We start from the raw sequence: 24,586 nt of genomic DNA, 5'->3' as shown, positions 1-24,586 counted from the left end.
TCAGCATCCACAGACCAAACCTTTCCTGCGCTCCTACCCGTTACAATTTCACGTCAGGACAATGTTGACGGTCTCTTACACCGACCTATAATGCCCCCCAACACACCCGCCAAGCCTAGGTTGACCCAGTCAGCAAGCTCAAATCGTGCGGGTTTTTTTTGCCTGGAGAAAACTACATGAGGCCCTTCGACAAGCCGGCTCTCAGCGTAGAACAGCAATTGGAACTGCTAAAGCAACGAGGTTTGCACATCGCCAACGATGATCGAGCCATGCGTTTTCTCGAAGTGGTCACGCTGTTTCGCCTGAGTCCCTACATGCGCCCCTTTCAGGAGCTAGACCCTGAACATCCTTTCAAGCCCGGCAGCACACTGAAGGCAATCGTCGATATTTACCGCTTCGATGGTACGTTGCGGCGCGTCACCATGGATGCCATCGAACGTGTCGAAGTCGCCATACGAGCGACTATCAGCAATCATATGTGCCCCAAGTACGGGCCTGACTGGATAGCTGACGCGTCCGTCTTCTCCTCGTCATACTCACACACCGATTTGTTGCGTCCATTGCGGGAGCAAATGAATAAGGAGCGCAGTAAACTCAAACGTGATGTCGACCGCATCAGAAAGGGCCGACAAGCCGATGGGCTCCAGCAACAGCGGATCGAAAACCGCATGCGTGACAACTATTTCCGATACTACGGTGCAACCTATGCCCACCCGGAGTTGCCGCCCGCTTGGGCGGTCCTGGAAGAACTCAGCCTTGGGACGGTATCTACCCTCTTCAATGCCATAGGCAAAAGCGCCGACAAGAAAGCTATCGCCACCAGATTCAGCCTGCCCTTCGAAGTACTGGCCTCCTGGCTACACACGCTGACCTTCATTCGCAACTGCTGTGCCCACCACTCACGGCTATGGAACCGAGAGCTCTCGATTCGACCATCCTTACCTAAAGAATGGGCCATTCCCACGGCCCCCGCCGACCAGCCTCAGCCCAAACAGCGGCTATACGTCGTATTGACGATGCTGGCCTACCTAACCGACCTGATCAGCCCTGACAGCCAGTGGAAGCTTCGCCTGGCCGAAATCATGGATCAGCAGGAACTGGATTATTTGAGGCTCATGGGATTTCCAAATGATTGGAAAGATCAACAGCAATGGCGCCTAGCGTAGAGAAACTAGAAGCAGACTGCGGTTAATTCCCTGCTTCATCATTCCAGCCAAAAATCGTGGTCTGTCCCCTCGAATCACTGATCGGGGTACGGCAAATTTTCCACCGACGTCTAAACCCGCAGGAAACCTGGCCTCGCCAAAAGCTACCGTTCGTCTGGTGCCGCACCATACAAAACAAAGCCCTCGCAGAAATGCGGGGGGCTTTGTCGCTGGGTTGATCGCAGGAGCAGATAAGCAGGCAGGGCAGGTACCCTTTCACCCTCCGTTCGGGTGAAGGGGTAAGCTGCTACTCTGAACCTCTCGCAACCCGACTCGATCATAAAGAATAGTGTTGAGCAGAAAGTTAAGAATCAAACTGAAAGTAGAATTGGAAGCATTGAAAGTGAGGAATACCGATATGGCAAACGAACGCGCGACCAGTGTTTGGGAAGCGTTGGTTGACACGCCAGAAGAAGCCGAGAACCTTAGAGTCCGCTCCCAAGTTATGCGAGCTATCGCCTTGGTCGTAAAGGCATGGGACGTCTCGCAAGCCGAAGCGGCTCGCCGGCTGCATGTTACGCAGCCACGGCTCAACGATCTGCTGAAGGGGAAGGTTGATAAGTTTTCCCTGGATGCGCTGGTGAATCTGTTAGCCGGTGCAGATTTGAAAATAGAAATCAGCGTTACCGCCAAAGCCGCCTGAACCGGGGGCGCTGTGTCTAGTCCTGAAACAGGTGCAAACCTATTTCAGGACTAGACAAATCACTGTAATGACATTGGTCTTTACAGTGAGCTAAACACCTCATTGGAGCAAGCCTGGAAAACGGCTTGGTTCCGTCAGAGGTCATTCTCAGAGCGCAAAGCAGATCCCATGTGAGCGGCTCATGAGCCCAACCGATACGTGGACTGCACCAACCCCGAGGGAAAGCAGCGACTAGACACCAATTTCAATTCAACGTCCTGCTGAATGGCACCGAACAGCGACCTGCCCGCCCCGATCAGCACAGGAACAGTGGTAATCACCATGTCGGCGACTAATCCATCGCGCAGGAATGACTGCACGACCTGCCCTCCGTCGACATAGACACGATGCAAACCCTGGCTCGTCAGTTCCTCCATCACGTCCTTGGGTGAGAGGTTGGAGAAACGTACCTTGCCCTTCAGCGCCTCAGGCACCGGCGAATCCGCCAGCCGTTCCGACAACACCACCACGGGTCGTTCATAGAACCAAGTATCAAAGGTCAGTACCTTCTCGTAGCTTCCTCGCCCCATCACAATCACGTCTTTATCGGCGATGAAGTCTGAGTAGCCATGGTCCTCGGTTGGATCGTCGCGCTGCAAAAGCCAGTCGATGTCACCATCGGGCCTGGCGATGAAACCATCTAGGCTGGTGGCTATGAAAACATGGGCAGTGGCCATCAGGGTCTCCTTGAGAGGTATGTCGATGCATGACCGGAAGCACGAAATTATTGCTCACCCATAAAAATACCTAAACCGCCTCCGCCAGCATCGCGCCACGATTGCAGCCTTCTCACCCGCCCGCTACTCTCCATCTGTCGCTGCAAATTCAGCGACCGGGCGTAGGAAACCCGAAGTAAATCAAGGCGCATCAGCTGCGCCTCGCTTACTATTGCAGGCGCTTTTTCTGTGTCTGCGATATGCGTTATGGCGGCTGTGCGCGGGACACCTTCGGGTGTGCCGGGTGCCTTGATTCCCGGTTTTCCTACCCCGTGCATGGCCGCCACCCCATCCCGTAGGAAAGGACGGTTGCGGCTCTCACAGTCAAGGAGCCAGACAATGCCAAACCCGCAAGACCTCAAAACCCCAGGCCTAACCCCCTTCTGCTACCACTCCGACCGCCCTTTATTCCGCGTCAACAGCGGCATACCCATCGGCGAAGCCCTGTCCCACGCTTCCGATCTGCTCCACGTCGCCAAGGTCCTGGCCGAGGACGCGGCGATGATTCGCGGTACGGATCGGTATGCCTGGGCTTCGTGTTATTTGCAGGATATGAGCAAGGCCGTCATCGATGACGTGGTGAAGGTGCTTGAGGCGCCGGGGAGTAAGTCGGCTTAAGAGTTGCAAACCCAATGCTGCTCACGAGCGGGGCAGCCTTGGATTTTATCTGCCGGAGCAGATTAAAGAAGGGCTGCTTCACGCCCATCATCGGGGATAAATCCCTCGCCACAGGTTCACTCTGTCCCAGGCCCAAACAGTTGGCGCTGTATTCATCTAATCATTTCCCCCGCCGATAGCCTCAGATAAGAGCCTGGGCTCCCCCAAGGCTCTGCTGGCGCTCGACTACACTTCCCAGAATTCCCCCGCTCCAGGAGCAGTAAGCGATGAAGATCCGCACCAAAGTCATAGGCTCGGGGTTGGTCAGTCTTTCTTTTGCGCTATTGCTCGGCGGTATAGGGCTGTGGGGTTATCACTCCATGACCGAGGCCCTGGTGCAGAACGAGACCAGTATTTCGGCCATGCGCAAGCACATGGAGGCGGACATGATGCACGACGCCATTCGTGCCGATGTGTTGGCCGCATTGCTGGTGGCACCGGGGGACACTCAGGCGGCCAAGGAGGTGACGGAGGCATTCGATGAGCATACGCAGCGGATGCGCAAGGTTATCGCCGAAAACGCCGAGGCCAAGTTACCGGGGGATGTCGCCAAGGCGATTGGCGAGCTTAAACCACAGGTCGAAACCTATATCGACAAAGCCAAGCAAATAATTGGCAAGGCACTGAGCGGTGCCCAGGATGGCCAGGCGTTGCGGGCGGAGTTCGACGGGGCGTTTTCGGCGTTGGAGGAGCGCAACGAGGCAGTGAGTGAGCTGATCGAGAACCAGGCGCAATCCTCGCGTGAGCATCAGGACCACAGCATTCACACCTCGGAGCGCTGGCTGATCGCGACACTACTGGCCACTTGCGTGGCGCTGGCGCTGTTGTCGTGGAGCCTGCTCAAGGCTGTGCTGACGCCACTGAACAAGATCATCCTCAATGCCCAGGCGATGTCCCAAGGGGATTTGCAGCGCTCGATGGGGGCTCAGAGCAAGGATGAGTTGGGTCAGTTGCAAGGTGTGATCGAGCAGATGCAGACCAATCTGCGACAGATGATCGCCACGATCCGCGGCCAGAGCGATGAGTTGCACGGCACGTCCCGGCATCTGGGCGATACGGCGCGACAGATTGTGTCCAGCGCCGATCAGCAGGCCCAGAGCGCAACCAGTATGGCGGCGAGCATGGAGCAGATGATGGCGAATATCAGCCAGATCCATCAGCACGCCGACAGCGCCCGGACGATTTCCGCGCAGTCCGAGCATTTGGCGAGCAGCGGTGGCCAGGTGATTCTCGGGGTGGTGGAAGGCATGAACCGGATCGCCGAGGTGGTCAACCAGTCCTCCAGCAAGATCACGGCGCTGGACGCATCATCCGAGGACATTCATTCCATCATCCAAGTGATCAAGAGCATCGCCGAACAGACCAACTTGCTGGCGCTCAACGCCGCCATCGAAGCCGCCCGCGCCGGTGAGGCGGGGCGAGGTTTTGCGGTGGTGGCCGATGAGGTGCGCAACCTGGCGGCGCGCACCACCCAGTCCACCCAGGAAATCACCGCGATGATCGAGCGCATCCAGTCCAGCGCCCGGGACGCGGTGGCGAACATGCAGGCGTGTGTCAGCCGTGTGGACGAAGGCGTCAACCTGGCCCAGCAGGCCGGGGTGTCCATCAGCGAAATCCGCACCGGTGCCCGGCATGCGGCCGAAGTGGTGGAGGAAATTTCCCAGACCATTGCCGAGCAATCCAAGGCCAGTGATGAGATGGCCCAGCGGGTGGAGTCGATTGCCGAGCAGTCCCGTGAGAACACACGCTCGATTCACAACCTGACGCAAACGGCGGATCAATTGAACAATGCGGCGGGGTCGATGCAGGCTTCGGTGCAGCAGTTCAAGGTTTGATCGGATACCCGTGGCGAGGGAGCTTGCTCCCGCTGGGCTGCCTAGCAGCCCTTTTCAAACCTCGCTCACCTCGAACACAAACGAAATCTCCCGCTTCTGGGCGCTCCAGACGTACCGAATATGCTTGCCCTGCACCGGAATCGAAACTGCCGGAGGGCGAAACGCGGCCACGCATTCGTGGCCGGGCAGCCGGACGCTGTTGTACAGCAGCCCCCACGACAAGGTTTCACGCAGTTGTCGGGCGAACACTTGGGACGGACCATAGGCGGTAGGGTCGGGGTTGTGGAGGTGGGGGTAGTCGTGGCGGATATCGTGCAGAGGTTTGACCACCTTGTTGATGTAGGTGCGCATGGTCAGCTCCAGGTCTGGCTCGTTGGTCGCGCCAAGGAATCGCGCCTGGTGGTAGCAGGTCTCGGCAATGGCCGCTTCCTGGCTGCTGGCGGCGTAGTAGACGCCGAAGGTGCCGTCGCTGAAGCGGCTGCTTTTGCCGATGTGGGTAAACGCCGCCATCACCGGCGAGGAGCCGGGCCCGGAAATGCGGTCCTCTGGGCGGACCCGGGACAGCACGCCGGCTTGCTCCATCAGCCGATCGTTGGTCAACGCTTCCAGGGCGTAGGCCGTGGGCAGGTCCTCAGGGTCGAGTACGTCTTCAAACAGCGAAATCGGCGGGAAGCTGCTGTTGACGATCCGATAGGCCCGATTCCATTGCGGGTCCGCCAGTGGTGGCATCATCAACCGCGCACTCCGTCGAGGTATCGCCGCACATCGGCGATGTCTACCACGCGGCCGGTCAGCATGTAGGACAGTGCCGACTGGCCGTTGAACGGTGCCGCGGTGTTCGGGCTGCTGACCCATTGATAAGCACGGTCCCGGCTGTTGCTGAAGATAATGCTCAGTGCCTTGTGGATACCCATGAGGTAGGAAATGCGCTCGAGCGTATCGCGAGGCAGCTTCACGTTTTCCGGCAATTGTTTGTATTTGTAGAAGGTCGTGTTTCCCACCTTGCCCAGCAATGTGCGCTGCTGCTCGACGCTGCAGCCCCAGAGCGCCATGAGGTTGAAGAAAAACTTCAACGCGACTCGACCCGCATCCGGGGAATCCAATTGTTGCTGCGCATTGAGAGTGATGGAGGAAGTCGCCATGGTTTGGGCTCCTTTATCGCGGGGTGGTGCTTAGAGGATAGTACAGATGTGGATTATTTTTTAGTTTTTATTCGCAAACGGATTCTATCGATGTTCTATTCGAACAATTCGGCATGGCTTTGCAGGTCAACAAACGTAACCAGCTTCCCACTAACGGGTCTTGGCCAGCATCTGTTAGGCAAAATCCCCAAATTCCGCATAAGCTCCAACCATCGCCTGCCGGCGCTTTTCGGCACAAAATCGCGACAACCGTGGCAAGGTGCATGATGATAGCCGGCATGCACTGCCTGGCCCGGACCAGGCGCACAACAATAGCGAGCCCACTTAAGCAGAGGGCATTACCTCATGGATAGCAGAACCCTACGCAACCTCATGCGTATCGTGCAGACCGGCTCGTTGTCGGCAGCGGCCGAGCATTCGTGCCTCACGGTGCAGGCGTTGGCGGCGCAGTTGAACAAGGTCGAGGAACAGTTCGGTTTCCGGTTGTTCCGGCGCTCGAACAAGGGCCTGACGTTGACGAGCCAAGGCTCGGAACTGACCCCCTTCATGGATCAGGTGCTGATTGCCACCCGGCAGTTGGAGGAGAAAGTCGCGGCGCTCAAGACCCCGCGACAGCGCATCCTCAGAATGGCGCTCAATACCACCCTGCCGGCGGAGTTCAACCGGCGAATGATCGACCGGTTGATCGCTGTGTTCCCCCAGTATCAGCTGGAATTCAGCTACGCCGAATCGATGGAGAACCTGAGCAAACTCAGGAATGAAGATTTTGACCTGGCGGTCCTGATCGGCCAGCAACAGGGCGGTTTTACCAGCATCACCATGCCGGATGTGCAGGTGCGGGTGGTCGGCGCCCATTGTGGCGATGCAGACGATTCCCTTGGCCTGCTCGGTGACAAGTTTCAGGTGCGTCCGGCAGAAGAATGCCCGTATTCCCACAGCTTCCTGCGCTTTCTCGACGCCGGCCTGGGTGAATACGGGTCGAGCCAGCGCATGGTGTATTCCTGCAGTGAAACGCTGACGCTGTCATTGATCACTCAGCTCGATGGCTTGGGGCTGGTGTCCCGAGAAGCCGCGCTGCGCAACGGCCTGGCGATTTTCCCGGATTTCGAGGATTTCCTTGAAGTCCGCCTGGCGGTGAACAATCCGGAGTTGTCCGGCCAGGCACTGCACGATGTGGTGGACCTGACGCTACAGGAACGAACCGAGCGCGATGTACGCCGCCGTGCCCACCGCCACACTGAGAAACAGGTTGCGGCTGAAATACGCACATAACAGCGTCGGAATCGCGGCATAAAACTCAGGGCGGTCGAGTTGTATCTGCTGATCCTTGATCAACAAGGGAGTCAGACTGATGGCAGCGACGATCGCCACTGGCAGATATTCCAGGGCGCGGGCAATAAAGGGCGGCCAGTGTTCGGTATTGATCTGCAACGGCAGGGCGCGCGGCAGGAAGGTCACGGCCATCATCAGGACCACGACCAGGATCAGGAACGTTTGGTCAGGCATACGCCTACTCCGCAGCCAACGAACGTGGCAATGAAGACATTGAATGGCGAGCTGCCCAGCAGGCTCAGCCCGCCCATGCAGACGACAGCCGCCAGGGCTGCGATCAGTTTGTTGCGGGTGTTGCACAACGAAACCAGCACATAGAGCATCATCGCTGTCAGGGCATAGTCGAGCTGGTATTTGATGAGGTGCGCCGCGTATTGCGCACATACGGCGCCCAGCAAGCCACCCAGTACCCAGGATGTGTGGCAGAACAGGTTGAAGCCGACCAGGTAGCGCACACTCACCGGCGCCCCGCTGCCGAGCTTGACGCTGTGGAACGCGAACGACTCGTCCGTCAGCCCCGCCGCGTAGCACCAGCGCTCGAAACGGCTGAGCCCCAGCGCACGCAGGGCCTTGGCCATGTAGACCGACATCAGCATGTGGCGGGCATTGATCAGGAACGTGGTGAGCACGATGGTGGTCAGCGACGCGCCGCTGGAAATCAACGCCAGCGCCGCGAATTGCGAAGCGCCCGCGTAGACGAACAGGCACATCGCCACCGGCAACCACAGGGGCAACCCGGCGTTGACCGCCATCAGACCGAACACAAACGAAACCGTGAAATAACCCGCTACCACCGGACTGGCTTCAGCAAAGGTACGCGAGGCTTGTGGTTCGACCGCCAGCGGCTGGCTGGAAGTCTTGTTCATAAATCCCTCTCGAAGGTGATTTCGCCCCGGGGCTCACAGAAGCCCTGGGCCGCCCAGAAGCGCTTGCCGGCCAGATTAGCATCGTCGACAAAAAGGAACATGCGCAGCACGCCGACCCGTTTCATGTCAGCCGACGCGGCTTCAACCAGGCGCTGGCCCAGGCCTTTGGCGCGATGCTGCATGCTGACCGCCAGGTGATTGATCGTGCCACGGGTACCGAGCATACCGCCGATCACGGCACCCACCACGTCACCGCTCGCATCGATAGCCAGGTACGCGGTGGTGGTTTCCTGCAACAACACACCGCGCAAGAATCGGGCGTCCTGCCATTCGCAGAACGACACTTCGTCGAAACCGCGAAAAAACCGCTCCAGTCGCTCGGCGTCCCGGACCATGGCCCGGCGCAACAGGACCTGCTGCGTCGGGTCGTCCATGGGTTCGAGCCGTTCAGCGAACAATGTCGAAAGCGGTCCCGGGCCGCGAGAAGGAGATGGCCAGGATCTGCCGGTACGCCATGTCATGGCTATGGGTGTTGCGCGCCGGGGTCACGTAATGGCGCATGTCGCGATCCAGGAAGAACGTCGTGTCGAGGATGTCCTCGTAGGTCGTCGCCGCCAGCTGTTCTTCCTGGGCGCTGTACAAACGGCTTTCCGCACCCGCCACATTCTGGCGACCCCAGAAGTGCACGCCGCTGAACGGATAGCCATCACAGTGAATCCCTTCGGGGGTGATTTCCAGTTGTTTGCCCGGCTTGATCTCGATGCGGATCTGATGGATCTGGCACTGCCAGATTTCATCGTGCAGCTCCTGCGGCAGGACGTTCTTGTAGACCTCGAAGTCCGTGTCGATCAGGCTGCGCATCACCGGCGAATTGATCACTTCGTTGGAGAAGTCCTGAAAGTGCCGCTCCAGTCCACCGACATAGCTGTTGTTGGCCTTGGACTGAATGTAGGCCCGGTGTTCGAGCTGCGTGAGCTCGCGGGTCGTAGGGTTGTATTCGAAGTCGCTGTAGCGGCGAAAACGCATGCCTGACTCGGCCTGGCCGTAGTAGCTGTCGGGCTCCATGTTTTCCCAGCTTTTGGTCAGCCGGACAAAATCGCCGAAATGACCGTAGAGGTTGAAGTCTCCACCGCGAACATTGACGTATTTGTCACGTCTTAGCGCTTCGCCCACTTCCCTGTTCAGAACGATCATTTTTCATAGGTCTCCGCTGCATTGAGCGGCCTAATCTAGTAGGTGCAGGATTTACGTCCATGAGAAAGTATTTGAGGCATTTCAAGCGGCGCTTGAAACGCTGGCAAAAATTGCATGAGTACGACTTTTGTTCGGGAAAACAGGCGGTTCCAGCGGTGTTTTTTGCGCTGAAAGCCAAAAAGACCCGAGTTTGAGGTCGCAACGCTATCCACTTCAGGCAGGTTTGAATCAATTGTGGCGAGGGAGCTTGCTCCCGCTTGAGTGCGCAGCGCTCACACCAGAAGGGCTGCTGCGCAGCCCAGCGGGAGCAAGCTCCCTCGCCACGGTTTTATAGACTTACAACCTGATCAGGCATCAGAAGACGTTGATCGGGTAATCCACGAACACCCGCAGCTCATTGCCGCTGACGTTGTACTCGCTGGACTTCTGCGACACCCGCAGCACGGAACTGCGCAACCTGACGCTCAAGTCCTTGGCCGGACCGCTCTGGACCACGTACTTGAACTGGTTGAAGATCTCGCGCTCGGTGCCGCCTTCGCTGGTCGAGGTGGTGATGTTATCGCCACGCACATAAGCAACGTTATAAGTCAGGCCCGGTACGCCGAAGGTGGTGAAATCCAGGCCATAGCCCAACTGCCAGCTGCGTTCGTCTTCAGCGTTGAAGTCGGACCAGTAGGAGTTGGCCAGGTAGATCGTATTGCCGCCATCACCCACCCGATTCTGCTCGCGCTGATAGCCCCCGTAGGCATAACCCAGGTTGCTGTCGCCGGTACTGCGCTGGTGGGCGAGCGTGAAGCTGTGCGGCCCCGTGGCGAAGGTGGCAGCCAGGCTCCAGATCTTGTTGTCATCGCCGGTGACGTTGTTTTCACGAACGTAGCTGTTGTCCAGCTTGGTGCGATAACCGTTGAAATCCAGAGTCAGGGACTGATCCTTGGCCAGCGGGAACACATAGTTGGCGTTCACGTATTGCTTCTTCAATACATCTTCGACATCCGAAGCGTAGAGCGAAGCCTTGAACTGCTCGGTGAACTGATAGCTGCCGCCCAAGACGTTGATCGACTTCAGGCCACCGCTGTCGCGGCCTTCAGCACTCTTGCGCGATTCGGCGGTGAAACGGCCGGCATTGAGTTCCAGGCCCTTGATCTCCTTGGAGGTGATCAACGTGCCGGTGTAGCTTTCCGGCAACAGGCGCGAGTTGTCATAGCTGAGCACCGGCAGGGCCGGCATCTGGTCGCCGTAGGCCAGCACGGTGTTGGAGACGCGGAACTTGACCGCTGCCCCGAACTTGGACAGGTCATCGGCCGCGTTGCCGCTGTCGCCTTGCTTGAAGAAGTCGATGCCACCCGCACCGCTGCGGCCTTTACCGCCGTCCAGACGCAGCGCGTACAGGCCGAACGCATCCACACCGACACCCACGGTGCCCTGGGTGAAACCGGACGAGAAGGTACCTATGGCTGCCTGGCCCCACTCGGCCTTATCTTGATTGCCATCTTTGTAGTCGCGATTGATATAAGCGTTGCGCAACAGCACTTTCAAGCTGCTGTCTTCAACGAACCCCTTGGACTCAGCCTGGTCATTGGCCATGGCATGTGTCGTGCTCAAGATCCCCAGTGCGATCAAACTAATGCGCTTGTTCAACATGTTTATTTTCCTTGTGCGGGTTGATACGCACTGTGGCGGGCAACCGAAATGGCGCTTTTTGCGCTCTTTTTCGGACTCTTGCTCCTGGAAATAATGAAAAGGCCCGCCCACGAATGATCGTGTCGGGCCTTTTTATTATTTAAGAGTCATGGCTGTTAGCCACAGGCGTAGGACGAATCCTAGTCGCGCCCTCAACGGTGTGTCAATTTCGTGAAACGTCTGTAATCAGGCAAAAAATGTCTAAGAACTGCTCATCGCGAACAACCGTCCAGACCGCAGGCCGCTGGTGGCGTGGAGGTCTGAACCGGCGAGGCTTGCGCCAGCCATTGGGCGAATGCCTCGGGCTTGCCGAGCCAGGGGCCGATGTCGATCAGCGTGAACTGGCCGTCCTGCTCCAGGGCCAAGGTCGGGAAACCCTGGCCGCCAACCTGAGCCAGCAAGGTACGACTGGCCTTGATATGCCCCTGCACGTCAACCGCGCGCAACGCCGCCAGGAACGCCTGGGCCGGCAGGCCCATGGATTGAGCGAACTCCAGCAGAACGGTTTCGTCAGCGATGCGCCGACCCTCGACGTAGTGCGCGGTTTGCAGGCGCCCGAGCAATTCCAGGCCGTGGCCGCCGAGCTGTTCGGCAGCGAGGATGGCGGCGGTCGGCGGCGCCGAATCGAACACGGCGCTGTGGTCACGCAGCAAACCTTCAAAGTAGGCCTCGCCAAACGGCTGCCCGGAATATTCGGCGATGCGCCGGTCGTGGGGCATCACGTAATCGCGCAATTGCGGCGAAACCTGCTGGCGATTGGCACCGGTCATCATGCCGCCGCCATGAGCAATCACCGGCAATACACTTCGGGCAGCCTGCACCAGCGGCTTGGCGCCGTAACACCAGCCGCACAGCGGGTCGTAGATATAATGAAGAGTGGCCATGAGGACTCCGCTAACCATGGGGATTGAATGGCAGCAGGGTAGTCTTGAGAGCGCTGCGGAAAAACGCTGAAACGGTTTTCAGTGTGTTTCGTGAATCGGTCGAATATCCCACTGAATTTGAACACCACCCCTGTATGGGAGCTGGCTAGCGCCCATAGGATTTGTGCGAATGTGAAAGCCTGCGGATACAAAAAAAGCGCTGCCATCCCGGCCAGCGCTTTTTATCAATCCGTCGAATTCTATCCTTGCATCACATCCCACAACGCTTCCAGCTCCGCCTCGCTGAACAGGCCAACGGGGTAACGCTCAACGATTACCTGGCGCGGATCAGGTTCTCTGATCTGACGCGTTCCGTTGGATTTCAACCACTGCGCCAAGGCTTGAAGCGACTCACCATTAACGGCCAAGGGATGGCATGTGCGCTCGCTTATCATATTCATTCCAGCGCCCTCTCCTGGTTGATGAGCGGCCAATTTATCCAAGGTTTATGACAAAACAACTCAGTTCTCTCCCCAGAACTGCCGAAGTACAGATACAAGAGCTATGCCAATGTATCCGCCACGCCAATAAACAGGCACAAAAAAACCCGCGCGCCAATCGGGCCGCGGGCTTGCCGGCATGGATCCAAAACCGCCGACCTAGAGCCGGCGCGGTCGATATCACCCAGCTGTTACATCGCCACTCATTTTGCGCGCGGTGCAGGTTGCTGTTGAGTAAGGCAATGAATATTGCCGCCCCCCAGTAACAGTTCGCGCCCTGGCACCATGACCACTTCGTGCTGCGGGAACAGGTTCTGCAGGATGTCCCTGGCCGGTGCGTCCAGCGGATCGTCAAAACTTGGGGCGACGATGCCGCCGTTGACGATCAGGAAGTTCACATAGGAACCGGCTAGCCGCACGGTTGGGTTGCGCTCTTGGGACCCTTGCACCGCGTCGACACCGGCACACTCCTCCTCGGTGGCGTACAACGGCCCCGGAATCGGCATTTTGTGCACTGTGAACGGGCGTCCCTTGGCGTCAGTGCTGTTTTGCAGCACGTTCATCGCCGCGTGACAGCGGGTGTAGTTCGGGTCTTGCGGGTCATCGGTCCAGGCAAGCAGGACTTCACCTGGCCGCACGTAGCAGCAGAAGTTATCCACATGGCCGTCGGTTTCGTCATTGAACAGACCGTCCGGCAGCCAGATGATCTTGTCCACAGCCAACTGCGCGCTGAGCACTGCCTCGATCTCTTCACGGCTCAAGTGTGGGTTGCGATTGCGGTTGAGCAGGCACTCTTCGGTGGTGATCAGGGTGCCTTCACCATCCACATGGATCGAGCCGCCCTCGAGCACAAAACCTTCGGTGCGATAACGCGGGCTGCGCTCGATCTCAAGAATCTTGCCGGCCACTTGCGCATCACGGTTCCACGGTGCGTACAGGCCGCCGTCGAAACCGCCCCAGGCGTTGAAATCCCAATCGACACCGCGCACTTCGCCGTTGTCATTGATGACGAATGTCGGCCCTGTGTCGCGAACCCAGGCGTCGTCGCTGGACATTTCCACCAGGCGGATATTCGGCACATCGAGACGCGCCCGGGCATTTTCGTATTGGACCGCAGACACCGCCACGGTCACCGGTTCAAAACGGGCGATGGCCTTGGCGACCGCTATGTGGGCGGCCTGGGCGGGCTTGCCGCCCAGGCGCCAGTTGTCCGGGCGCTCGGGCCAGATCATCCAGACCTGGGTCTGGGTCGCCCACTCGGCAGGCATGTGGAAACCATCCGCGCGGGGAGTGCTGTGCAACGTTGTCATGGGTCATCTCCTGGGCGATGGGCAGTGACAACCTTATAAACGATAAATATCGACTAATAAAGCCAAAAAAACTAACGCCCATCAAAAAATAGCGCCAAACATCGACAAAAATCGATTTTATAAATTAATGCAACCCCTGTGGAAGCGAGCGTGCTCGCGATAACGGTTGGTCAGCCAAATCAATATAGGCTTGGACACCGTCATCGCGAGCACGCTCGCTCCTACAGGGGAACAGCTTGGCGTTCCAGATTAGTTACAACCCCTCGTCCAAGACCTTCACCAACATATCTACGAAGAAATCCACGCTCTGGCGCGTAGTGACCATCGGCGGTTTGATCTTGAGGATGTTCAGGTAATCGCCGGTCGGTTGCATGAAAATCCCCAACGTTCGCAGGCGGTTGCACAGCGCCGTGGTTTCTTCAGTGGCCGGCTCCAACGTGTCGCGGTCGCGGATCAGTTCCACGCCCAGGTAGAAACCGGAGCCATGCACCGCACCGACCAATGGATAGCGATCGATCAAGGCCTCCAGCCGTGCCTTGAAGTGCCCACCCACCACCCGGGCGTTTTCCCAGAGATTTTCTTCTTCCATGACATCCAGTACCGCCATGCCGATCTGGCAACTGACCGGGCTGCCTCCGGCCGACGAAAAGAAATATCCCTCGGCTTCCAGCGCCTCGGCGATCTCCCGGCGGGTAATGACCGCACCCAGTGGCTGGCCGTTGCCCATGCCCTTGGCCATGGTGATGATATCCGGCACCACTCCTTGCTCTTCGAAGCCCCAGAAAAACTCGCCCATGCGCCCATAACCGACCTGGACTTCGTCGGCGATGCAGACCCCACCGCGCTCGCGCACCATCGCGTAGACCTGCTTCAGGTAACCGGGCGGCAGCGCGATCCCACCGGCGTTGCCGTATACCGGTTCGCAAATGAAACCGGCGAGCTGGCGGTTGTTTTCGGCGATTTTCGCCAGGTTGTGTTCAACGCTGCGCACGTAGTCCACCGCAGTGTCGGGGCCACGGAATTCGCCGCGATAGATGTTCGGTGCGGTCACCGGATGCACCCAGTCCGGGCGGCTGCTCAAGGCCTGGGGATTATCGGCAATAGACGTCGAGACCGCATCGGCGGCCACCGACCAGCCGTGATAGGCCTCCAATACGCTGAGCATGTCCCGCCCGCCGCTGTAGGCCCAGGCCAGGCGGATCGCCAAGTCGTTGGCCTCGGTGCCGCTGTTGACCAGGAACACCCGGTCCATGTTGGACGGCGCCAACGCCAGCAGGCGTTCGGAAAATTCGGCGATCGCCGCATAGTGGAAACGCGAGTTGGTATTGAGCAGCGACCACTGCCGGGCAGCCACTGCCGCCATGCGTGGATGACCATGGCCCAGCACCGCGACATTGTTGAGCATGTCCAGGTACGAGCGGCCCTGCATGTCGATCAGGTGATTGCGCCAGCCGCGCTCGATGCGCGGCGGATCTACGTAATAGTGCTTCTGCGAACGGGCAAAGCTCGCATCGCGACGGGCCAGCAGCGCCTGGGGATCGATCTCCGGTTCGGCATCGCAAGCCAGTCCCAGCAGCACCGCCGGCGAAGGACATAGCGCCTGCCAGGCCGCTGCCCTGGAGGGCGTGCAGAACAGCGGTGGATTCACCTGGGCGCCACGGCACAACTGGACCCGCAACGGCCCCGTCACTTCACCCAGCACCTGCCCCTTGACCAGTGCCGCGCCGGAATGCAGCGGCGACGTCACGCCCCACAGCCGCACGCTCAACTGCGCACTGTCCAGCTGCAACAGGCCGTCGGCAGCCTTGTGCACGACCCCAGCGAACGGGGATTCGAGCGGCGTCCCCCGAGGAACGCTCAACTCCACGTGCAGTGGATAAGTATCGGGTTCGACGGCGCTGTCCGGCCGAGTGCGGGATAACCGGTATTGCCCATAGCGGCTGGCGGCCAGGCCATGAACGCCCGCGGCCTCGCTCAGCAGGCGCTGGTCGATCCCCGGCTGCTCCCAATTGCCGGCCTCGAAATGCGGGCTCAGTACACCCAGGTCAATCAGCGCGAACTCACGCCCCACCAGGGTCGGCAATAGCGGCGCAAAGCCTTCGCTGGCGATGGGCGGCAGGCTGTGGCCGACGGCGGTGAGAATCGCCGCTTCCATCAATTCGAAGGGCACCGAGTGGGCGACCCGGAAAATCTCCCACTCATGGGCCAGGTTGTCGCGGCTGTATTGGTTGTCCGGGTCGATGGAAACCTGCTGTTCACCGCTGAGCACCAGCACCGCGGCGCGCGCCACGATCAATGGCCACAGCGCCAACAGTTCTTCGCGTTGCAAGGGGTTGACCGCCTGGTAGGCCTTGATCGCCGGCAAGATGAAGAATGGATCGCCGTCGGCGTGGTGCAGCAGGGCCGCACACGTTACCGACAGGTCCGTGATGCGCCAGGTGCGGATCAGGTCGCCGAAATCGATGACGCCCTGCAATTGCCATTGGCGCTGGGCATCGCGCTGCCAGACCACGTTGTCATCGGTGATGTCCATGTGGATCGCCTGCACCGGCAGGCTGGCCTTGAGCGACTGCAAGCGCCGCTCGGCCTGTTGCGCGACCTCGGCGATCAGTTGCCGCCGCTGATCGTCGTCGATGACAGGCAACAGATGATCGACCAGGGCCGGAGCGTGGCGCGCGTCCCATTGCAGGGTGCGTTCCAGGCCTGGGTGGTCGAATGTTGCCAAGGCCAGGTCCATTTCCGCGCACAGGCGGCCCAGGCCGGTCACCAACTCAGGCGGCAGGTGTTTGAGCTGCGTGAGGGCCTGGCCGTCGATGTACTCAAGCAGGCGCATATGGATCGCTTGGCCGTCGACGTCCAAAGTCAGCAGGTCCTGGCCGTTGCTGGCGGTAATCACCCGCGGCACCTTCACCGCGCTGTGCCCGGCCAACTGCTTGAGGGCAGCGTGTTGGGCCTGAAGCTCCTGGACAGCGTAGTCGCCGTGGCAAATTTTCAACACAAAGCGCCCACGTTCGCTGTCGACGCGGTAATTGAGGTCCTGGTTGCTGCCAAGGGGTCGCAGGTCGCCGCTGAGTCCGTAATTCGAGCGCAGCAGCACCAGCGCTTGCTCGGCGCTGATCTGTGGGCTTGGCAAACTGGCACGGTGAACCAACGTAGCGAGTGGCATACAACGACCCCTGAGGTGGTTTTGTTCGGATGCCTATCACGCCACTGAGCCGGAGGATAAGCAACCCCTCCTGTTCAAAAATATGCACAGCTCTCCTGAGAGGTTATAGGGGAAGGGCGTGTCCATGGGATATTCGCTTGCACCGCCCCTCGCCATGCCTACAAGCTATGCTCCTAAAGCTCTGTCGTCTCACGGAAAAAGGCTTACCCGGATGCGCATTCTCGTCACAGGCGGTGCCGGTTTCATCGGCTCAGCTCTCATACGGCACTTGATTCTTGATACCGGACACCAAGTCCTGAACCTCGATAAGCTGACCTATGCCGGCAATCTCGAATCACTGAGCAGCATCGATCACGACAGCCGCTACGAATTCGTCCAGGCCGATATCGTCGACCAACCAACCGTCAGTGCGGTGCTGGCGCGATTCAAACCTGACGCCATCATGCACCTGGCGGCCGAGTCCCATGTAGACCGCTCCATCGATGGCCCGGCGGACTTCATCCAGACCAACATCGTGGGCACCTACAGCCTGCTGGAGGCCACTCGAGCCTACTGGCAGGCCCTGCCCGAACCGCAGAAGCGTGCGTTTCGCTTCCACCACATTTCCACCGACGAAGTGTATGGCGACCTGCACGGTGTGGATGACCTGTTCACCGAGACCACCGCCTATGCCCCAAGCTCACCGTACTCGGCGAGCAAGGCAGCGTCCGACCACCTGGTCCGTGCCTGGCAACGCACCTACGGCTTGCCCGTGCTGTTGACCAACTGCTCCAATAACTACGGGCCGTTTCACTTCCCCGAGAAGCTCATTCCACTGGTGATTCTCAACGCGCTGGCCGGCAAGCCGTTGCCGGTCTATGGCGACGGCCAGCAAGTGCGCGACTGGCTGTTTGTCGAGGATCATGCCCGTGCACTGCTCAAGGTCGTCACCGAAGGCATGGTCGGCGAGACTTACAACATTGGCGGTCACAACGAGCAGAAAAACATCGACGTGGTGCGCAGCATCTGCGCCTTGCTCGAAGAACTGGCGCCACGCAAGCCCGAAGGGATCGAGCACTATGCCGACCTGATCAGCTTCGTCCAGGATCGCCCCGGCCACGACCTGCGCTACGCCATCGACGCCAGCAAGATCGAACTGGAACTGGGCTGGACACCACGGGAAACCTTCGAGACCGGGCTGCGCAAGACCGTGCAGTGGTACCTCGAAAACCTGCTGTGGTGCCAACGTGTCCAGGACGGCAGCTATCAAGGCGAGCGCCTGGGTTCGCTCGACAACAAGGATGCAATGGCATGATGAAAGGCATTGTCCTGGCCGGCGGTTCCGGCACACGCTTGCACCCGATTACCCTCGGGGTTTCCAAGCAACTTTTACCGATTTATGACAAGCCGATGATTTATTACCCGATCTCGGTGCTGATGCTCGCCGGCATCAAGGACATCCTGGTGATTTCCACGCCGCAGGATCTGCCGCAGTACCGCAACCTGTTGGGCGATGGCCATCAGTTTGGCGTACGGTTCAGCTATGCCGAGCAGCCGTCGCCCGATGGCCTGGCCCAAGCGTTCCTGATTGGCGAACAGTTCATTGGCAGCGACTCGGTGTGCCTGATCCTGGGCGACAACATTTTCCACGGCCAGCATTTTGGTGAACAATTGCAGACCGCCGTCAACCGGCAGAGTGGCGCGACCGTGTTCGGCTACTGGGTCAAGGACCCTGAGCGTTTTGGCGTGATCGACTTCGATACAGAAGGACGGGCGATGTCCATCGAAGAAAAACCCACCGCACCCAAATCCAGCTACGCGGTCACCGGCCTGTATTTCTACGATAACGACGTGATCAAGATCGCCAAGGCCATCAAGCCGTCCAAGCGCGGCGAACTGGAAATCACCGACGTCAACAATACCTACCTGCAACGCGGCGACCTGCACGTCGAGCGCTTCGGTCGTGGTTTCGCCTGGCTGGACACCGGCACCCACGACAGCCTGCTGGAAGCCTCGCAATACGTGCAGACCATCGAACATCGCCAAGGCCTGAAAGTGGCGTGCCTGGAAGAAATTGCCTACCAGCAAGGTTGGGTCAGCCGCGAGCACGTTCTGGAGCGCGCCCAGTATTTTGGCAAGACCGGCTACGGCCAGTACTTGTTCAAGATCGCCGGAGAAACACGATGAATGTCATCGCCACCCGTTTGCCAGAAGTCTTGATCATCGAACCGAAAGTCTTTGGCGACGACCGGGGTTTTTTCTACGAAAGCTTCAATGCCCGGGCGTTTGCCGAAGCGACTGGCTGCACCCTGCAGTTCGTCCAGGACAACCATTCACGCTCCACTAGGGGCGTGCTGCGGGGCCTGCACTATCAGATCGAACAAACCCAGGGCAAACTCGTGCGTGTCACGGCGGGGGAAGTGCTGGATGTCGCGGTAGACATCCGCCGCAGCTCGCCGACCTTGGGCCAATGGGCCAGCGTACGCCTGTCGGCGCAGAACCACCGGCAGATGTGGGTCCCGCCAGGTTTTGCCCACGGTTTCGTCGTACTGAGCGAATCAGCGGACTTCCTCTACAAGACTACTGATTACTATGCCCCCTCGGCCGAACGCTGCATTCGCTGGGACGATCCGCAGTTGGCCATCGATTGGGAGTTCGAAGGCACGCCGATCCTCTCGGCCAAGGACCTGAATGGCAAAGCCCTGCACGAGGCCGACCTGTTCCCATGAGTGCCCCCTTGCGTATCCTGATCATCGGCCAGAACGGCCAGGTTTCCCGGGCGCTCCAATCGCGCCTGAGCGGCCTGGGCGAGTTGACCGTACGCGGCAGCGACCAGCTCGACCTGGCACAACCGGATTGCCTGCGTGCCCCCATCGAAGCCCTCAAGCCCGGCCTGATCATCAATGCCGCCGCCCACACGGCCGTCGATCAGGCCGAAAGTGAACCGGAGCGGGCGTTCACCATCAATGCCACGGCACCGGGCATCCTGGCCCAGGCAGCGGTTGCGCTGGGCGTCCCGCTGATTCATTACTCCACCGACTACGTCTTCGATGGTCTCAAATCCGCCCCCTACACCGAGGACGACACGCCCAACCCGCTAAGTGTCTACGGACGCAGCAAGCTGGCCGGCGAGAATGCCATCCGCCAGGCTGGCGGCCAGCACCTGATTCTGCGCACCAGTTGGGTGTACTCCACCGAGGGCCGCAACTTCCTGTTGACCATGCAGCGCCTGTTGCAGGAAAAACCGCAGCTGCGGGTGGTCGCCGACCAGGTCGGCGCACCGACCTGGGCCGGCACCATTGCCGACAGCACCGCGCAATTGATCGAGCGCTGGCAGGCCGGCCAACCCGGCGCCTGGGGCACCTATCACCTGACAGCCCGGGGCGAGACGTCCTGGTTCGGTTTCGCCCAGGCCATCGGCGAAAACCTGCTTGAGCGACACAAGCCGTGTGCGCAGCTTGAGCCCATTGAATCCAGCGCCTATCCGACTCCAGCCCCGCGGCCACTCAACTCGCGCCTGGATTGCACGCGCCTGCTCAAGGAGTGGGCAGTGAGCCAACCGGACTGGCGAGACGCGTTGCAGCAGTGCCTAGCCGGACAAGCCTAGTACTGCCTTACAAATAGTATTTGCAAGGCAACTAGGCATAATACGCCTGTCACCACAGGCGTCCGAGGCTCATGAATTCCACCCTTCCCCGCAGACCCCGTTGGCGCAGCCTGGCCTTGCTCGCGCTGTGCCTGGCGCCGTTGCTGTGGCCGTTGGAGCACTTGGCCGAACGTTACTACCGCAGCGAACTGGCCGGGCAAAACCGCCAGACCCTGGACCTCTACGTCGCCAACCTGTTGGGCACACTGCACCGTTATGAGGTGCTGCCACAGATTCTCGGCGACCTGCCGGCCTTGCGCGCCGCCTTGTCGGCACCCGACGATGGCGTGACCCAAGGCAATGCCAACCGGCTGCTGAAAAACATCAGCGCCCAGACCGGCGCCGAAGTCATGTACCTGATGGACCCTTCCGGCAAGACCCTGGCCGCGTCGAACTGGGACAAACACGACAGTTTCGTCGGACGCAATTTCGCCTTCCGGCCGTACTTCATCGAAGCCATGGCCGGACGCCTGGGTCGCTTCTTCGGCTTGGGCACCACGTCGGCCAAGCGCGGTTACTTCTTCGCCGCCGCCGTGCACGACCGCGAAAAAGTCATTGGCGTGCTGGTGGTCAAGGTCGACCTCGACCACACCGAAAGCCTGTGGGGCAAAACTCCCGAACAATTACTGGTGACCGACCACAACGGCGTGGTCATCCTCACGTCGCGACAAGAGTGGCGATTTCGCGCGACCCGACCCTTGAATGACGCCGAGCGCGAGGCCATCAGTGCGGTACAACCGTATCCGACCCGCGAGCCCAAACCGCTGAACCTGAACGCCAACGCCTGGCTGACCCAGACCCAGTCCATCGAGGAAACCGGCTGGAGCGTAAGCATCCTCGCCCCGCGCACGCTGATTGATCGTCCGGTGCGCACCGTGGTCGCCATCGGTGGCGCGGCCTTGCTGGTCTTGATGCTGTTGCTCGGGTTGATGATGCAACGCAGGCGCCATTACCTGGATCGAATCGCCTTCGAAGCCAAGGCCCGTCAAGAATTGGAAGGCCGGGTGGCCGAGCGCACCAGCGACCTGGAAGGACTGAACCGACGGTTGAAGCAGGAAGTGCTGGAGCGCGAACAGGCTCAGCAAGAGTTGGTCCGTGCCCAGGATGATCTGGTGCAAGCCGGCAAGCTGTCTGCCCTGGGCACCATGTCGGCGAGCATCAGCCACGAACTCAACCAACCGCTGGCAGCGATTCGCAGCTACGCGGAAAACGCCGAGATTTTGCTCGATCACCAACGCACCGAAGATGCCCGGGGCAACCTCAAACTGATCAGCGAACTGACCGGGCGCATGGCCTCGATCATCGCCCACCTGCGCGCCTTCGCCCGCCGCGACCGACATGCGCCGGAAAGCGTCGCCCTGCAACCGGCGCTGGACGATGCCTTGGCGCTGCTCGCCAAACGTCGGCGCAGCATGGAAGTGGAACTGATCCGCGACTTGCCGGCCGCCACGCTGTGGGTCGAGGCCGGCGAAACCCGCTTGCGCCAGGTACTCGGCAACCTGCTGGCCAACGCCCTTGATGCGCTCACCGAGAAAGGCCCACCGCGCAAACTCTGGCTCAGTGCCCAGGCCACCGAAACCGGCGTCAACCTGTACATCCGCGATAACGGCCCGGGGTTTTGCATGGAAGCCCTGGGCCGCGCCGGTGAGCCCTTCTACACCACCAAGACCCGCACCCAAGGCCTTGGCCTGGGGCTGGCGATCTGCGACACCCTGATGCGCGCCTTCGGCGGTGAACTGTCGTTCGCCAACCACAAGGAAGGCGGCGCCCTGATTACCCTGAAACTGCGCGCCGGAGCCCCCGGGGTGAGCCTGCAACCGTCCGAGGACCGAAGTGTATGACCATCGACAACCGGATTGAGGTGGTGCTGATCGACGACGATCCCCATTTGCGTCAGGCCCTGAGCCAGACCCTCGACCTGGCCGGCCTGAAAATCCTGCCCCTGGCCGAAGCCAAAGGCGTGGCCGGGCAACTGCCCCGTGACTGGCCGGGGGTGGTGGTCAGTGATATTCGCATGCCGGGCATGGACGGCCTCGAACTGCTGGGCGAACTCCACGCCCAGGACTCAGAGCTGCCGGTGCTGCTGATCACCGGCCATGGCGACGTGCCACTGGCGGTGCAGGCAATGCGCGCCGGGGCCTACGACTTCCTGGAAAAACCTTTTGCCAGCGATCATCTGCTCGACAGCGTGCGCCGGGCCCTGGCCTTGCGCCGCCTGGTGCTGGACAACCGCAGCCTGCGCCTGGCCCTGAGCGATCGCCACGAACTCAGCGCCCGCCTGGTCGGCCAATCGACTCCGATGCTGCGCCTGCGCGAGCAGATCGGGGCACTGGCCGCCACCCGCGCCGACGTGCTGATCCTCGGTGAAACCGGTGCCGGCAAGGAAGTGGTCGCTCGGGCGCTGCACGACCTTTCGAGCCGGCGTAACGGGCCGTTCGTGGCCATCAACGCCGGCGCCCTGGCCGAGTCGGTGGTGGAAAGCGAGCTGTTCGGCCACGAACCCGGCGCTTTTACCGGCGCGCAGAAGCGCCGCATCGGCAAGTTCGAATTCGCCAACGGCGGTACGCTGTTCCTGGATGAAATCGAAAGCATGAGCCTGGATGTCCAGGTCAAGCTGCTGCGCCTGCTGCAGGAGCGCGTGGTGGAGCGGCTGGGGGGCAATCACCAGATCCCGCTGGATATCCGCGTAATCGCCGCCACCAAGGAAGACCTGCGCCAGGCCGCCGACCAAGGGCGTTTTCGCGCCGACCTGTATTACCGCCTGAACGTCGCGCCGCTGCGCATACCGCCCTTGCGTGAACGGGGTGAAGATACGCTGATGCTGTTCCAGCATTTCGCCGACGAAGCCAGCGCTCGCCACGGGCTGCCGCCCCATGAATTGCAACCGGCACAACGGGCGCTGCTGCTGCGCCACAGTTGGCCGGGCAATGTGCGGGAATTGCAGAACGCCGCCGAACGCTTTGCCCTGGGACTGGAACTGGCCCTGGATAACAGCGCGCCAGACGGCAACCCCGGCGCACCGGTGGAACTGGTCAGTGGAGGCTTGAGCGAGCAGGTGGAAAACTTCGAGAAAACCCTGATCGCCGCCGAACTGGCACGCCCCCACAGCTCGGTGCGCAGCCTGGCCGAAGCCTTGGGCATTCCACGCAAGACCTTGCACGACAAGTTACGCAAACATGGGCTGCACTTCGGCGACAGCAGCCATGGTTCGGCCGATGAGTCCGATTGAGTTATCGTCATTTCCCGTTCAAGCAAAAGGCCCCGCAATGAACCGCGACAGTCGTTACCTGGAATCGATCCTGCACCACGACATCCCCTTGACCCGGGACATGGGCCTCAAGGTGCTCGATTGGCAGGCCCGGCAACTACGCCTGTCCTTGCCGCTTGCAGCCAACGTCAACCACAAGAGCACCATGTTCGGTGGCAGCCTGTATTGCGGCGCGGTGCTCGGCGGCTGGGGCTGGCTGCACCTGGCCCTGCGCGAGGAAGGCATCGAAGACGGGCATATCGTGATTCAGGAAGGGCAGATCAGTTATCCGCTGCCGGTGACCCGCGATGCGACCGTCGTCTGCGCAGCGCCCGAGGAAAAGGTCTGGAAACGCTTCCTGGCCACCTATCGGCGCTATGGCCGGGCGCGACTGGCCTTGCAGACGCAAGTGTTGAATACCGGAAGTGAGGAAGTGGCAGTGCAGTTCGAGGGGCAGTACGTGTTGCACCGCTAAAGCAACGCAGCCCCCCTGTGGCGAGGGAGCTTGCTCCCGCTCGGTTGCGCAGCAACCGCAAAATCTTGGGGCCGCTTCGCAGCCCAGCGGG

Annotated in this window: 25 protein-coding genes; 13 read left to right on the top strand and 12 right to left on the bottom strand. The window is 60.1% G+C overall.

Annotated features, from left to right (window positions below):
• The first annotated feature begins 176 nt into the window (after window positions 1-176).
• Both BLT00_RS22285 and BLT00_RS22280 read left to right on the top strand, forming a co-directional pair.
• Entirely contained in the window at window positions 177-1,166 is a 990-nt protein-coding gene (locus tag BLT00_RS22285; protein WP_092146509.1) for an Abi family protein, read from the top strand.
• Window positions 1,167-1,563: 397 nt separating this feature from the next.
• A complete protein-coding gene (locus tag BLT00_RS22280; RefSeq protein ID WP_092146511.1) occupies window positions 1,564-1,848 on the top strand; it encodes a helix-turn-helix domain-containing protein in 285 nt (94 codons plus the stop codon).
• Between the two features lie 179 nt (window positions 1,849-2,027).
• On the opposite strand, the gene BLT00_RS22275 is transcribed toward BLT00_RS22280, so the two are convergent.
• Complete coding sequence (locus tag BLT00_RS22275) at window positions 2,028-2,564, bottom strand: dihydrofolate reductase family protein (RefSeq protein ID WP_092146513.1); 537 nt, start codon at window positions 2,562-2,564, stop codon at window positions 2,028-2,030.
• A gap of 378 nt (window positions 2,565-2,942) precedes the next feature.
• On the opposite strand from BLT00_RS22275, the gene BLT00_RS22270 reads away from it, so the two are divergent.
• Window positions 2,943-3,221: a DUF3077 domain-containing protein gene (locus BLT00_RS22270; protein ID WP_092146515.1), complete on the top strand. Its 279-nt coding sequence runs from the start codon at window positions 2,943-2,945 to the stop codon at window positions 3,219-3,221.
• 266 nt (window positions 3,222-3,487) lie between these two features.
• A complete protein-coding gene (locus tag BLT00_RS22265; RefSeq protein ID WP_092146517.1) occupies window positions 3,488-5,095 on the top strand; it encodes a methyl-accepting chemotaxis protein in 1,608 nt (535 codons plus the stop codon).
• Between the two features lie 54 nt (window positions 5,096-5,149).
• Here the strand turns inward: BLT00_RS22265 and BLT00_RS22260 are convergent, their stop codons facing one another.
• Window positions 5,150-5,827: an RES family NAD+ phosphorylase gene (locus tag BLT00_RS22260; protein WP_063323388.1), complete on the bottom strand. Its 678-nt coding sequence runs from the start codon at window positions 5,825-5,827 to the stop codon at window positions 5,150-5,152.
• Window positions 5,827-6,237, bottom strand: a complete 411-nt coding sequence (locus tag BLT00_RS22255; protein ID WP_003196771.1) for an MbcA/ParS/Xre antitoxin family protein — start codon at window positions 6,235-6,237, stop codon at window positions 5,827-5,829. The genes BLT00_RS22260 and BLT00_RS22255 overlap by 1 nt, the downstream gene beginning before the upstream one ends.
• Window positions 6,238-6,582: 345 nt before the next feature.
• Between BLT00_RS22255 and BLT00_RS22250 the strand changes: the two genes are divergently transcribed.
• Entirely contained in the window at window positions 6,583-7,509 is a 927-nt protein-coding gene (locus tag BLT00_RS22250; RefSeq protein WP_092146519.1) for a LysR family transcriptional regulator, read from the top strand.
• Here the strand turns inward: BLT00_RS22250 and BLT00_RS22245 are convergent.
• The 4 genes from BLT00_RS22245 to BLT00_RS22230 are packed head-to-tail and all read right to left on the bottom strand — an operon-like array spanning window position 7,426 to window position 9,629.
• Window positions 7,426-7,743 carry an AzlD domain-containing protein gene (locus BLT00_RS22245; RefSeq protein ID WP_063323390.1) on the bottom strand — a complete coding sequence of 106 codons (318 nt, stop codon included), beginning with the start codon at window positions 7,741-7,743 and terminating at the stop codon, window positions 7,426-7,428. The two genes, BLT00_RS22250 and BLT00_RS22245, sit on opposite strands and share 84 nt — an antisense overlap.
• The gene (locus BLT00_RS22240; protein WP_003196767.1) at window positions 7,722-8,435 is read right to left on the bottom strand and encodes an AzlC family ABC transporter permease; all 714 of its coding nucleotides are present in this window, start codon (window positions 8,433-8,435) and stop codon (window positions 7,722-7,724) included. Before BLT00_RS22240 ends, BLT00_RS22245 begins: the two co-directional genes overlap by 22 nt.
• Window positions 8,432-8,869, bottom strand: coding sequence for a GNAT family N-acetyltransferase (locus tag BLT00_RS22235; RefSeq protein WP_170845933.1), 438 nt, complete (start codon window positions 8,867-8,869; stop codon window positions 8,432-8,434). Before BLT00_RS22235 ends, BLT00_RS22240 begins: the two co-directional genes overlap by 4 nt.
• Window positions 8,870-8,882: 13 nt before the next feature.
• On the bottom strand, window positions 8,883-9,629 hold the full coding sequence (locus tag BLT00_RS22230; RefSeq protein ID WP_003196764.1) for a 2OG-Fe dioxygenase family protein: 747 nt from the start codon (window positions 9,627-9,629) through the stop codon (window positions 8,883-8,885).
• Between the two features lie 59 nt (window positions 9,630-9,688).
• Here BLT00_RS22230 and BLT00_RS32225 point away from each other — a divergent pair, with 59 nt between their 5' ends.
• Window positions 9,689-9,823 carry a hypothetical protein gene (locus BLT00_RS32225; protein ID WP_256572660.1) on the top strand — a complete coding sequence of 45 codons (135 nt, stop codon included), beginning with the start codon at window positions 9,689-9,691 and terminating at the stop codon, window positions 9,821-9,823.
• A 160-nt stretch (window positions 9,824-9,983) separates the two neighbouring features.
• On the opposite strand, the gene BLT00_RS22225 is transcribed toward BLT00_RS32225, so the two are convergent.
• The 5 genes from BLT00_RS22225 to BLT00_RS22205 all read right to left on the bottom strand — a co-directional run bounded on the left by BLT00_RS22225 (window position 9,984) and on the right by BLT00_RS22205 (window position 17,148).
• Window positions 9,984-11,270: an OprD family porin gene (locus BLT00_RS22225; RefSeq protein ID WP_072342793.1), complete on the bottom strand. Its 1,287-nt coding sequence runs from the start codon at window positions 11,268-11,270 to the stop codon at window positions 9,984-9,986.
• A 251-nt stretch (window positions 11,271-11,521) separates the two neighbouring features.
• Window positions 11,522-12,193 (bottom strand): DsbA family protein, encoded by a 672-nt coding sequence (locus BLT00_RS22220; protein ID WP_092146521.1) that lies wholly within the window; start codon window positions 12,191-12,193, stop codon window positions 11,522-11,524.
• A gap of 239 nt (window positions 12,194-12,432) precedes the next feature.
• Window positions 12,433-12,633, bottom strand: a complete 201-nt coding sequence (locus BLT00_RS22215; RefSeq protein WP_053177657.1) for a hypothetical protein — start codon at window positions 12,631-12,633, stop codon at window positions 12,433-12,435.
• A 242-nt stretch (window positions 12,634-12,875) separates the two neighbouring features.
• On the bottom strand, window positions 12,876-13,982 hold the full coding sequence (aguA, locus tag BLT00_RS22210) for an agmatine deiminase (RefSeq protein ID WP_092146522.1): 1,107 nt from the start codon (window positions 13,980-13,982) through the stop codon (window positions 12,876-12,878).
• A 253-nt stretch (window positions 13,983-14,235) separates the two neighbouring features.
• Window positions 14,236-17,148, bottom strand: a complete 2,913-nt coding sequence (locus tag BLT00_RS22205) for an aminotransferase (protein WP_092146524.1) — start codon at window positions 17,146-17,148, stop codon at window positions 14,236-14,238.
• A 211-nt stretch (window positions 17,149-17,359) separates the two neighbouring features.
• Between BLT00_RS22205 and rfbB the strand changes: the two genes are divergently transcribed.
• The 7 genes from rfbB (at window position 17,360) to BLT00_RS22170 (ending at window position 24,495) form a co-directional block, all read left to right on the top strand.
• Window positions 17,360-18,442 carry a dTDP-glucose 4,6-dehydratase gene (gene rfbB / locus BLT00_RS22200; protein WP_092146526.1) on the top strand — a complete coding sequence of 361 codons (1,083 nt, stop codon included), beginning with the start codon at window positions 17,360-17,362 and terminating at the stop codon, window positions 18,440-18,442.
• The gene (gene rfbA, locus BLT00_RS22195; RefSeq protein ID WP_092146528.1) at window positions 18,439-19,314 is read left to right on the top strand and encodes a glucose-1-phosphate thymidylyltransferase RfbA; all 876 of its coding nucleotides are present in this window, start codon (window positions 18,439-18,441) and stop codon (window positions 19,312-19,314) included. Before rfbB ends, rfbA begins: the two co-directional genes overlap by 4 nt.
• Window positions 19,311-19,856: a dTDP-4-dehydrorhamnose 3,5-epimerase gene (gene rfbC, locus BLT00_RS22190; protein ID WP_092146529.1), complete on the top strand. Its 546-nt coding sequence runs from the start codon at window positions 19,311-19,313 to the stop codon at window positions 19,854-19,856. Before rfbA ends, rfbC begins: the two co-directional genes overlap by 4 nt.
• Window positions 19,853-20,734 carry a dTDP-4-dehydrorhamnose reductase gene (gene rfbD, locus BLT00_RS22185; protein WP_092146531.1) on the top strand — a complete coding sequence of 294 codons (882 nt, stop codon included), beginning with the start codon at window positions 19,853-19,855 and terminating at the stop codon, window positions 20,732-20,734. Before rfbC ends, rfbD begins: the two co-directional genes overlap by 4 nt.
• Before the next feature lie 71 nt (window positions 20,735-20,805).
• Window positions 20,806-22,614 carry a sensor histidine kinase gene (locus BLT00_RS22180; protein WP_092152562.1) on the top strand — a complete coding sequence of 603 codons (1,809 nt, stop codon included), beginning with the start codon at window positions 20,806-20,808 and terminating at the stop codon, window positions 22,612-22,614.
• Entirely contained in the window at window positions 22,611-24,002 is a 1,392-nt protein-coding gene (locus tag BLT00_RS22175) for a sigma-54-dependent transcriptional regulator (protein ID WP_092146535.1), read from the top strand. The genes BLT00_RS22180 and BLT00_RS22175 overlap by 4 nt, the downstream gene beginning before the upstream one ends.
• Before the next feature lie 37 nt (window positions 24,003-24,039).
• The gene (locus tag BLT00_RS22170; protein ID WP_092146537.1) at window positions 24,040-24,495 is read left to right on the top strand and encodes a YiiD C-terminal domain-containing protein; all 456 of its coding nucleotides are present in this window, start codon (window positions 24,040-24,042) and stop codon (window positions 24,493-24,495) included.
• Window positions 24,496-24,586: the final 91 nt, after the last annotated feature.

The organism is Pseudomonas sp. NFACC51, from assembly GCF_900103575.1.
Classification (GTDB): Bacteria; Pseudomonadota; Gammaproteobacteria; order Pseudomonadales; family Pseudomonadaceae; genus Aquipseudomonas; species Aquipseudomonas fluorescens_Q.
Note: the sequence above shows the minus strand (reverse complement) of the source record. Positions and strands in the feature narration are given on the sequence as shown.